The organism is Actinomycetota bacterium (assembly GCA_030776725.1).
Taxonomy (GTDB): Bacteria; Actinomycetota; Nitriliruptoria; order Nitriliruptorales; family JAHWKO01; genus JAHWKW01.
In genome coordinates this window covers 1-10,385 of the sequence record JALYHG010000036.1, presented here as the reverse complement: position 1 = coordinate 10,385, position 10,385 = coordinate 1, and the positions used below count along the sequence as shown (strand labels likewise).

Annotated in this window: 10 protein-coding genes and 1 pseudogene; 3 read left to right on the top strand and 8 right to left on the bottom strand. The window is 70.0% G+C overall.

What is annotated here, in order from left to right:
* Both M3N57_01455 and M3N57_01450 read left to right on the top strand, forming a co-directional pair.
* On the top strand, positions 1–774 hold a 774-nt coding region (locus M3N57_01455; GenBank protein MDP9021371.1), incomplete at its 5' end, for a conjugal transfer protein.
* Positions 710–1,465: pseudogene (locus M3N57_01450) on the top strand (serine/threonine protein kinase). The gene M3N57_01455 and the pseudogene M3N57_01450, both read left to right, overlap by 65 nt.
* A 328-nt stretch (positions 1,466–1,793) precedes the next feature.
* Here the strand turns inward: M3N57_01450 and M3N57_01445 are convergent.
* The 8 genes from M3N57_01445 to M3N57_01410 all read right to left on the bottom strand — a co-directional run bounded on the left by M3N57_01445 (position 1,794) and on the right by M3N57_01410 (position 8,031).
* On the bottom strand, positions 1,794–3,722 hold the full coding sequence (locus tag M3N57_01445) for an AAA family ATPase (protein ID MDP9021370.1): 1,929 nt from the start codon (positions 3,720–3,722) through the stop codon (positions 1,794–1,796).
* Positions 3,723–3,926: 204 nt separating this feature from the next.
* Positions 3,927–4,358: a Tad domain-containing protein gene (locus M3N57_01440; protein MDP9021369.1), complete on the bottom strand. Its 432-nt coding sequence runs from the start codon at positions 4,356–4,358 to the stop codon at positions 3,927–3,929.
* Positions 4,355–4,858, bottom strand: coding sequence for a hypothetical protein (locus tag M3N57_01435; protein MDP9021368.1), 504 nt, complete (start codon positions 4,856–4,858; stop codon positions 4,355–4,357). Before M3N57_01435 ends, M3N57_01440 begins: the two co-directional genes overlap by 4 nt.
* Positions 4,855–5,325: a hypothetical protein gene (locus M3N57_01430; GenBank protein ID MDP9021367.1), complete on the bottom strand. Its 471-nt coding sequence runs from the start codon at positions 5,323–5,325 to the stop codon at positions 4,855–4,857. Before M3N57_01430 ends, M3N57_01435 begins: the two co-directional genes overlap by 4 nt.
* 68 nt (positions 5,326–5,393) lie before the next feature.
* Positions 5,394–5,618, bottom strand: coding sequence for a hypothetical protein (locus M3N57_01425; protein ID MDP9021366.1), 225 nt, complete (start codon positions 5,616–5,618; stop codon positions 5,394–5,396).
* Between the two features lie 43 nt (positions 5,619–5,661).
* Positions 5,662–6,627, bottom strand: coding sequence for a type II secretion system F family protein (locus M3N57_01420; protein ID MDP9021365.1), 966 nt, complete (start codon positions 6,625–6,627; stop codon positions 5,662–5,664).
* Positions 6,624–7,532 carry a type II secretion system F family protein gene (locus M3N57_01415; GenBank protein MDP9021364.1) on the bottom strand — a complete coding sequence of 303 codons (909 nt, stop codon included), beginning with the start codon at positions 7,530–7,532 and terminating at the stop codon, positions 6,624–6,626. The genes M3N57_01420 and M3N57_01415 overlap by 4 nt, the downstream gene beginning before the upstream one ends.
* 28 nt (positions 7,533–7,560) lie before the next feature.
* Positions 7,561–8,031, bottom strand: coding sequence for a CpaF/VirB11 family protein (locus M3N57_01410; GenBank protein MDP9021363.1), 471 nt, complete (start codon positions 8,029–8,031; stop codon positions 7,561–7,563).
* A gap of 51 nt (positions 8,032–8,082) precedes the next feature.
* Here M3N57_01410 and M3N57_01405 point away from each other — a divergent pair, with 51 nt between their 5' ends.
* A complete protein-coding gene (locus M3N57_01405; protein MDP9021362.1) occupies positions 8,083–9,570 on the top strand; it encodes a recombinase family protein in 1,488 nt (495 codons plus the stop codon).
* The last annotated feature ends 815 nt before the right edge of the window (positions 9,571–10,385 follow it).

The window sequence follows — 10,385 nt, the reverse complement described above, 5'->3', positions numbered from 1 at the left end:
ATCCTGGCGTGGCTGGCGACGGCGGCGTTGGCGTTCGCCGGCCGCGGCCCGTTCGCGTCGCCACCCGCCACTGCGGCGTCGACGGACGCCGTTGCAGCTGTCGCCGGTTTCGCCGAGCTCTTCGTCGTCGTGTGGCTCGGCGAGGCAGGTGAAGGATCCGAACAGGCGCTCGCTCCCTTCTACGGCGGTGAGGTCGACCTACGCGGCGTCGTCCCCGGCCGCCGCTACGTCAGCCGGGCGGCGGCGGTGGAGGTCCGTCCGGACACCACCGGGTGGGTGGTGACGGTCGTCGCCGACGTGCTGGACGCCACAGACGACGGGTGGCGCGACGGCGGACGGCGCTACTACCGGGTCGGTGTGGTTGATGACGGTGGCCGTCTGGCCGCCGCGGCGCTCCCGGCGGAGGTGCCTGCACCGACGGCACCCGCGACGCCCGCAACGCCCGCGCTGACCGAGCCGACCGCCGGACCGGTCACGGACGCGGTCGCCAGGGTGGTGCGCGCCGTCCTCACCGGTGACGGCGACGTCGCTGATCTGCTGGCGCCGGGCGCGGCTCTGCCGGCCTTCGACGCGCCGCCCTACCACCGAGTCAGCCTCCGCGGCGTGCACACCGACACGGGACGCGGTGTTGCCGTGGCGGAGGTCGCCGCCACGGACGTGCGCGGGAACGTCACCGTCCTGCACTACGCCGTCAGCGTCCGTATCGACGATGGCGTCACGGTCTCCGGACTGGCGCCCGTCACACCCGACATCGCACGGACAGCGGGAACGTGATCACGTGACGCTGTTGCTGCGGTACGTTCTCGAAACCGAGATCGGGCGGGGCGCCAGCGGTGTGGTGTACCGCGCACGGCAGCGCGGTGGCGACGGCCGGACCGTCGCGGTCAAGCGCGTCCGCCACGCTGGTTGCGTGGACGTGGCCACGGCTCTGCGCGAGGCCGACGTGCTCGGGGCGCTCGCGCACCCCAACATCGTGCCCCTGCTGGAGGCGTCTCCCGAGGAGCAGGGCGTGGCGCTGGTGTACGCCTACGCCGACGGCGGGTCGCTCGCCGATGAGCTCGATCGGAAGGGCCCGTTGAGCGAGGAGCGGGTAGCCACGGTCGTCGTCCCGATCGCTTCGGCCCTCGACGCCGCCCACGCGCTCGGCGTCGTCCACGGCGCGGTGAAGCCGGCCAACGTCGTGTTCTCCGGCAGCGGCGAGCCGCTCCTGGCCGAATTCGGCGCCGCGCGGTGGCGGTCCGCCGACGGCGATCAGCCGACCGTCGGGGCGGCGACCTACCTCGACCCGGCGCTGCGCGACCACACGGAGCCTCATCCGACCAACGACGTGTACGGGCTGGCGGTCACCTGCTTCGAGGCGCTGGTCGGTGTCCCCCCGTTCGAGGGGGCCACGACCCAAGAGGTCATCGACCGCGCCGATCGCGGTGACCACGCCGACCTGCGCCGCCTGGCCCCGCAGATCCGTCCGCAGGTGGCGGCGGTGGTCCAACGGGCGCTGGCCCGCCATCCCCACGACCGCTACCAGGGCGTCGCCGCGTTCGCCGCGGCACTGCGGGAGGCCTTGGGTGAGCCGCCAACGGGTCGCGGGCCCGTGGCCGCCGAGACGTCACCGGCCGCGACGTTGCGTGTCCGGCCCACAAGCGTGTTCCCGACCCCGGCCGGCAACGGTGTCCGTGCCGCTGCGCCGATCGCCCTGGCCGTGCTCCTCGCGGAGCTGGTCCTGCTCGAGCCTGCTGTTGCCCGGCTCGCGGTCGCTGTGCAGGCCCCGCCGGCGCTGCTGCTGTCGGGTGCCGTCAGCCGCCGTTGGTGCTGGCGGGCTCCACCAACCAGTCGCGGCGGCGACGGTCCTCGCGGCGCCGCTCGATCCGGATGCCCTCGAGCACCTGAGGACCGGCCGCCTCAAGGACCGCGATGATGTCGTCGCCGATCAGCTCGTCACGGTCGAGGAGCGCGTCGCGGAGCGCCTCAACGAGATGGCGGTTGGCGTCCAGTAACGCACGGACCTTGGCCTTGGACTGGGCGAGCAGGCGCTCCACCTCCGGGCGCGTGACCGGGTCGGCGATGACCCGTCCCACCAGGTTGGTGTCGTTGAACGAGCTGTTCTCGACCGCAGCCAACGACACCAGCGACGAACCCATCCCCACCGACCCGACGATCTCGCAGGCGACGCGCGTGGCGTAGGCCAGGTCGCCGCCGGGACCGGTGCTGACGTCTCCCAGCCACAGTTCCTCGGCGCACATCCCGCCCATGGCGATGTCGACGAGCGCCTGCATCTCGCTGCGTGACCGCGTGTACTCCTCGTCTAGGTCGCCGTGGGCCAGCAGGCCCAGCGATCCGCGCCGTTTGATGATGGACAGGACCTCCAGCCGCCGGGTGCCGCTGAGGTAGGCCACGGTGGCGTGCCCGGCCTCGTGCGTGGCGACCCGGCGGCGTTCACGTTCGGTGTACTCGACCGGGTTCTTCAGACCGATCTCCTCGGTCAGGCGTGCCTGCTGCACGTCGTTCCAACCGAGGCCGTCGCGTCCGTCCTTGATCGCGAGGACGAGCGCCTCGTCCAGGAGGTGCTCGATCATCACCGGCGTGTAGCCGAACGTCTGCCCCGCGAGCTGTTCGCGGAGCCGCTCGTCGTCGAGCTCGACGGCGTGGGCTTTGCGGCCGAGGAAGTAGTCGATCAGCTCCCGGCGAGCCTGCTTGGCGGGCAGCTCGAAGTTCAGACGCCGGTCGAACCGCCCGGGGCGGACCAGCGCCGGATCGAGGTTGTCGGCGCGGTTGGTCGCGGCGATCAGCAGCATGTTGGTGTAGCCCGGCTTGCGTTTCCTGATCTGGCGGTGGGCGGGGAGGAAGGCGTTGAGTGCCGCGGCGAGCCCGTTCCAGATCCGGTCGCCAGCCGGCGGGGTGTCGAACGACTGCAGTTGGACCAGGAGCTCGTTCACGACCCCGCCGGTGCCCTCGCTGACCACCGGGTTGACCTGGAGCCCGGGGTGGGCGTCGCCGGCCGTGGCGCCGGTGCGGGCGACGGGCGCCAGTGGGGTGGCGTTCAGCCCGCTGCGGGTCGCGCCGATCGCATCGATCTCCTCGATGAAGCCGATCGCGCCACCCTCTCGACGTGCCACCTTCCGAAGCTGCCGGAAGTAGCTGCGCAGCTTCCGGGCGGTCGCCCCGTACCACATCGACTGGAAGCTGGTAGCGGACACGAACAGGAACGGCACCCCCGCATGGCGGGCCATCGCCTTGGCGAGGTGGGTCTTCCCGGTCCCTGGTGGGCCCTCGAACAGCAGCCCTCTCCGTGGGTTGCCGCCGAGCCGGTCTCGGTACATGGCGTAGCCCAGGAAGGTGTTGAGGGTCTTGACGACCTCGTCGACGATCGCGTCCAGGCCTTTGACGTCGTCGAACGTGACGTCGATCTGCTCGGGGCGGTACAGAACATGCGGTGAGCGACCCGATAGGACCGGCATCGCGATGACCGCGGTCAGCGCCACGATCAACAGCAGGGGGATGAGGTAGACCACCCAGTCGTCGGGGAGCTGAGGCGTCCGGAAGAAGTTGACGGGGTCGCCGCGCAGGATCCGCGCCCACAGGTACACGGTCGGCACGCCCAGGACGACAGCGAGCGCCGTCAGCCGCCGCCGCCGCGCCCGTTCGCGGGCCGCGCCGACGTCCGCCACACGCGCGTCGATGAGTGCGCCCCCGAGGCGGGACGCGACCGAGTCGTGCTGTTCCATCCTGGCTCCTGCCGTCCCGCATCGTCACTGGGGACGTCGGTACAGGTTACGCTGCGTAACCGCGGGGCGGGCCCGGATCACCGATCCACCGGCCGTGCCTGCGGTTGTTCCCGCGGGCGAGAACACCTCGACACACCGAACGGGGACAGCGCCGCCGCACCACGATGGATCCCACGGCGGCCGCAAGCCGCACACGACTCATCGTCAGGTGCTCCTCGGTTCGACGCGGGCAGCGACGTCGATGGTCAGCGGCGGCTGACCGGGCATGAGGATGCCCATCAGGGTGAGCTGGACCTGGCGCGACGCCGCGACCTCGATAACGCTTGCTGTTGCTCGCACGCCCCCGCATCCGGGGAATGGTTCGGCATGGGACGCGAGGTAACCGCACGCCCGCTGCTGGGCGGCTGCAGGATCCAGCTGGGCCGTGCCGGTCGCGCGCCACACGTCCTCGTCGATCGCTGACGCGCCTGCGACCGCGGCCCCGTCCACCCACCCGGCCAGGTCCCGACGCGCGGTGAAGACCCGCCACAGGTCCAGGCTGATGCCGCCCAAGAACAGCACGACCATACACAGACCGAGCATCCACAGGGTGATGCTGCCGCCTTCCCCGCCACGAGGAGGCCCGGCGCCCGTCATGGTGCGATCTCGTCGAAACTCCGGTAGGTGTCGACCTGCTCGGTGTGCCGCACCGTGTAGTTCACGGCGCCCACGGCCGTGCGCAGGCCCGGGAACGGCAGCGTCGGCAACGTGACGGTGACGTGGGCGGTGACGGCGGCGCCGCGCGGCAGCCCCGTCAAACCCGTACAGGCACCAGGGGGCGATCCGACGGGGTGCACGGAGAAGCAGACAGCGACGTCGCCGGCAGCGACCTGGTGGTTGGCGGCCGACCGAGCGACCAACGCCACGGCTGACGCCGCCGCGGTGCGGGGATCCTCGGCGAGGACGGCGGCGCGGGCCGCCTCCTGCGCAGCGACCTGCGCCATCGACTGTCGTTCGACCCAGACGGGGAACGACAGAGCCAGGATCGCAACCGGGAACAGCAGCAGTGCCGCTCCCAGCGCCAGCTCAAGCGGCGCCGAGCCCGCGTCCGACGAGGTTGCCGCACCCGAGTCGGGCGGCGGTCGCCGGGTGATCACGGGCCACCCTCCTTGACCGCCGTTGCTTCGACGTGGAAGACCCAGTCGGTCACACCCGGTGCGAACGCTGGGAAGATCACGTCGGCCACCGCCTGGACCTGGCCGCCCTGTTGCGCGCAGCTGGTGCGCACCCCCCGCCGCAGCGTCCCGTTCAGCCCATCGCTCAGGACGTCGGCGATGCGTGCTTGGCACTCCTGGACGGTGGCTGGCGCCCGCGACCCCACCCTGACTCCTTCGTCGAGGGCAGCTCTGACCACACCTCGCCCGTACTGGAACACCGCGAGGTTGGCGATCATGGTCAGCAGCACGAGCGACAGGCCCACCGCGAGGACGTACTGCAACGTCACGAAGCCGGCGTGGCCGCCGACGTCGCTCCGCCACCGGCCGTGGGACGCGGCCGCAGGTGGGCGCCGTCCCTGCCGCACGGCGATCACGGCGGTCACCGGCGCGTCAACGTGCGCGTCCACCAGTCACGCTCCGACCACCGAGCCGGGCTCCGACCCCAGCAGCCAGGCTCCGACCTCACCAGCAGCAGTCAACGTCCGACCTGGCCACCACCACCGCTGGTGATCTGGCTGGTGATCCACTCGATGATGCTCACGCCGGCGGCTTGCAGGGCGCCCCAGATGACGAGAAGCGCAAGGATCCCGATGGCCGCGTTCCCCAGAAGTTCCGCCGTGCTGAAGCCGTCCTCCCGCTCACGGAACTGTGTCGCCAACCCCGTCAGCCGGAGTCGCAAGGCCGTGATCAGCTGCTGCATGTTGCATCCCTTCTCTCGAGTTCTTGACCTGTTGTGTCCTGCATCAGCGGACCCCGAAGATCAGTGACGGCAGGGGCGCGGCGATGAACAGCAGCATCACCGGCGCCAGGATCGCGATGATCGGGAGGAGCATCGCGGCGCGGCGGCGGGTCGCCGTCCGCTTGAGCGCTTCTCGGCGGGCGTCGCGGATGTCCTCCGACAAGCTCAGCAGCGCGTCGGCGAGGTCGGCGCCGAACTCGGCGCCAGCCGCGAGCAGCCGGTAGGTCCGTGCGGCGTTGGGCTCCGGCGTCAGACGCGCGATGCGCGCGAACGCCTCCGGGGCGCGCAGTCCGGTGCTGTGGGCCCGCAGGACCTCGGCGAGCTCGTCGACCACCGCGCCGTTGCCGCGCGCGACCACCCGCTGCACCGCCTGGATGACCCCCCCACCGATGCGCACGTTCATCGCCAGCAGCTGGTTGATCGTGTACAGCTCGATCCGCATGCGGTTGCGGCGCTCTTCGATACAGCGGTCCAACCGCCCCCGCCAACGAGTCACTCCCACCACGAAACCCAACGCCCCGGCCACCAGGACCTCCAACGGGGAGCCGCCGATCACCAGGCCGAGCGCCACCCCGATCGCCGCCCCCGCGGCGGCGTTGCCCAGCTGCCGCACTCGGTAGTCCTGCACTCGCCGCTCGACGGGCACGTCGACGAGGAGGCCGGCCTGGCGGAGCTTCAACAACAGCCGTTCCTCGCCGGACGCGTCGACAACACGACCCAGTCGGTCCGCCAGCGCCTGCACCGGCGGCCCGAACAACCGCCGGATGGTGCCGCCTGACAGAGCCGCGCCCGGCGTTGCGACCGCGAGCACGTCGGCGCTACGCCCCAGGCTCGTGCGGCTGGCCACCGTGTAGGGACGCACCCGTCCCGCGAGCCGGCGGGTCGGACGGACCAGCAGCGATGTGGCCAGTGCCACGGCGGTGCCGGACAGGACCGCGGCGAACAGCGCCCATCCCAGCGGGGCGGTCACGTCTGCCCCTCCGGAAGCTGGCGCGAGACGGTGGCCCCTCCGCCGAACACCCGGTCCTCGCCTCGATCGCGGCCGAGGCGCCCGACGATCCACAGGCCGAGCAGGCTCAGCAGACCACCGATCACAACGACCACGACCCCGGCTGGCGACCGGTAGAAGTCCCGGAAGTGGCCAGCCTGCGCGGTCAACAGGAGCAGCACCAGCCAGGGAAGCACGAACACGGCACGCGCGTTGATACGCTGTTCGAGGCTCTGTGTGGTGATCTCCTCCGACGCCCGCACGTCCTTGGTGGTGGCCTCAGCCAGGTCACGCAGGATGTCGGTGAGGATGTGACCGCCGCGTTCGTGAGCCAGGATCAGCACCTCGATCACCCGGTCGGAGGTGGGATCGGCGAGCTCCTCTTTGACCAGCTCGAGAGCTGGGACGACGCCGAGCACGCGTGACAGCACCGGGTAGCGAGCGAACGCCTGCCGCAGCGGTTCCGGTCCCCCGGTTGCCAACGCCGTGACCGCCTGGTTGAGCGACAACCCCGCCGAGATGCTGGCGAGGACCTCGCGGATGCCATCAGGCCACGCTTCCTGCACTTCCCGCAGACGCGTGGTGCGGCGCCGGGCGAAGTACGTGTGCGGGAGCATCCCGGTGGCCACGGCCGGCACGATCGCGACCGCCGGAGCTCCCGTGAGGGTGATGACCGCCCCGAACGTCACCAGGCCAGCGGACAGCGAACCGACCACGAACTGGCGCGGGGTGAGATCCGCCCCCGCCTGGATCAACCACAGCTGGCGGCGGCTCACCTGCGTCGGCGTCCTGCCGCGCCCGAGGTCGAGGTGCGGCAGGCTGCCGGTCAGGGCACCAACCGCCAGCGACATGAACAGGCCGGTGATGGCCGCACCCAGCAACGTCACCGCGGCCCTCCTCGCGCCGCTGTCGCGCTCATAGCGGCGAGCTCCGGCCCTCGAGGATCGCCCGTAACGTGAACCCCTCCGGGAGCGCCCGCTCGATGCGCTCCGCGGCGGGCGGGACGGCGCCCGTCCACACCAGCGGCTTGCCGAGTTCCTGGCGGACGAAGATCGGCTCGGTGGTGAAGTCGGCGTGCAACGACGGCACGATCGCGAGGATCTCCATCACCTGTCGGCGGATGCCGTGACGGTGGTCGGCCCGGTTGATGTCATCCCGGTCCAGGTGCACCACCACGTCGATCGCCGACGCGAACACCTTCCTCACGATCGTCTCGGTGACGTTCTCTCCCGCCATGATCGCGGCGTTGACCAGCGCGTTGAGCGCGTCACGCGCCCCGTTGGCGTGGACGGTCACCGCGAACCCACAGCCGGCGTTGACCGCTCTGGTGAGCTCGAAGGCTTCCGCTCCGCGGACCTCGCCGACGACGATGTGGTCCGGGCGCATCGCCAGGACGAACCTTGACTTGTTGGACTGCTTCTCCTTATGGTCCCGTCCATGAAGCGCAAGGCCAGGTCCGCAGCCGTCTACTGCCGCATCTCCCGAGACTCACAGGGAGAAGCGCTCGGGGTCGAGCGCCAAGAGAAGCTGTGTCGAGAACTGGCCGACTCCCTCGACTGGACCGTCGGTGCCGTCTACGTCGACAACGACCTGTCGGCCTACAACGGGAAGCGGCGACCGGAGTATCAGCGGATGGTGTGCGACCTGGAGGCCAGCCTCAGAGACGGAGTCATCGTCGTTGACCAGGATCGCCTCGTCCGCCACGTCAAAGAACTTGAAGACTTCATCGACCTTGCCGACGAGCACGGAGTCCCGCTCGCGAACGTCTCCGGAGACTTGGACCTCTCGACTTCGGACGGACGGCTAACCGCTCGTATCCGCGGGTCCGTGGCCCGACATGAGAGCGAGAAAAAGAGCGAGCGGCTCAAGCGCCAGCGCGAGCAGGCGGCTCGCAAGGGCCGTCGCCACGGCGGAAGACGACCCTACGGCTACGAGTCCGACGGGGTAACCATCAGAGACGAGGAGGCCGCAGTCATCCGCCAGATGGCCACACGCTTCATTGCCGGCGAGACCCTTCCTACTCTCGCATCCGACCTCAACTCACGTCGAATCCCAACCGCCCGCGCACGAGACCTTCTAGACCGCGCGGAAGGAAAGGCAGCCGCCGGAGATCTTCAGGCCGCACGAGAACTCAGGCAACGAGCCAACAGCAAGAGCTGGATGACGACGAGTCTGCGCTCCATCCTCGGCAGCGCGCGTATCGCTGGGTTGCGTGTTCATCAGGGAGAGGTGATCGGAGACGCCGAATGGCTGGCGATCATCGACCGAACGACCCACGAGTCCCTTCGTGCCATCCTCGGCGATCCTCGCCGGGTGCAGCGCGGACGCCCCCCTACGGCCTTGCTATCGGGCCTTGTGCGCTGCGGACGGTGTGGCGGGCCAATGTATGCCCACCACCTGACCGGTCGTTCAGATAGATACCTATGCGACTCGGGGCCGGGGCGACCCGGCTGCGGACGCGTTGGGGCGGTGCTCGATCCTCTCGAGGCGCTCGTGTCTGGAGCCGTGCTTGACGCACTCAGCTCTGACCACTTCCACGAGCGGATCAACCGCGCCGCCAGGGGGAACGAAACCGAGCGGGAGCTTGTGCGACAATTGGCCAAGGACCGCGACGCCCTCGACGCCCTGGCACGCGACCTCGCAGAGGAGCGTGTAACCCGACGCGAGTGGCTTGCGGCGAAGAGCGTGTACGACAAGCGGATCGCGGAACACGAAGCGGCGCTCGCAGGTCTCAAGGCCGAATCGAAGATCGCGTCGCTGCCCCGGCAGAACGACCGTCTTCGTGAAGCCTGGGAGGAGCACGACGACTCTTGGCGGCGCGCTGTTCTAGACCAGGTCCTCGAAGCCGTCATTGTCAAACCGGCCGAGAAGCCAGGTCTACGATTCTTCGACCCAAACCGCGTAGAGCTCGTCTGGCGGGCATGAACATCCTCGTGAGGTGGCGCGCTTGACGTCGTCCACCCGCCGCTTGGGCGAGTGGTCCACCGGCGTCCCGGCGCCCAAAACCAACATGGCGACACGGTGAAGCGTCGCCGCGTCCTCGATCTTGTGCGGGAGCCCTTGTTTCCGCCGGGAGTCCCTGGCCAGCCGGCGGGCAGCTTCGGAGAGATCGGTCCCGGTGGTGGATGCGCTGGTGGCCCTCCCGGGGGCCGGTCGAAGAAGTCGCAAGCGAAGACGTTCAGATCGATCGCCCGACCGCACGCGTCGATTCCTTTCCGCGGGCGACTCAGAGCACCCGCGGGAAGGGAGTTCCCACGGCAGCGTCGTATTGTGACACCAGTGCGGAAATCGCACGTCCGCTCACCCATCTCCGCGGCAAGGAGTACTTCAGCCCAATTGCTGGAACAGGGTTGAGCGCCTTGGACAGGGAGTCGGGCGCCTGCGGCAGCTCGGCGGCATGGACGCCGCGACGCGGGGTGCCGTCGCCATCGGTCGCAGGCCGCCAGTCGCCGGGCTTCCGGCGTGGATCGCGGCTACTGAACCGGGACCTCCAGGTTATGAGCCCGGCCTAGCGCGTCGCTCTTCATCCTTCCGAGTCCGCGATTGTGCCCTGGCCTGGGAAAACACACCGATGTTGTCCGCCCGCATCCCGCCCCGTCCAGGCACCTCTCAGGATTCTTGGCGGCCATGCGGCGGCCATTGCGCCCAGACGGGCGTCGCATGTGCTTGCATGACTATTCAGCGCCTGAAGCGAGCATTGCCGACGAGCACCATCCGCCTCTGCCTATCCATGGCGCGCG

Excerpts from the sequence above, each read along its gene's own strand:
- M3N57_01425 (MDP9021366.1), bottom strand. The coding sequence starts at position 5,618 with ATGCAGCAGCTGATCACGGCCTTGCGACTCCGGCTGACGGGGTTGGCG.
- M3N57_01440 (MDP9021369.1), bottom strand. The coding sequence starts at position 4,358 with ATGACGGGCGCCGGGCCTCCTCGTGGCGGGGAAGGCGGCAGCATCACC.
- M3N57_01410 (MDP9021363.1), bottom strand. The coding sequence starts at position 8,031 with ATGCGCCCGGACCACATCGTCGTCGGCGAGGTCCGCGGAGCGGAAGCC.
- M3N57_01405 (MDP9021362.1), top strand. The coding sequence starts at position 8,083 with ATGAAGCGCAAGGCCAGGTCCGCAGCCGTCTACTGCCGCATCTCCCGA.
- M3N57_01445 (MDP9021370.1), bottom strand. The coding sequence starts at position 3,722 with ATGGAACAGCACGACTCGGTCGCGTCCCGCCTCGGGGGCGCACTCATC.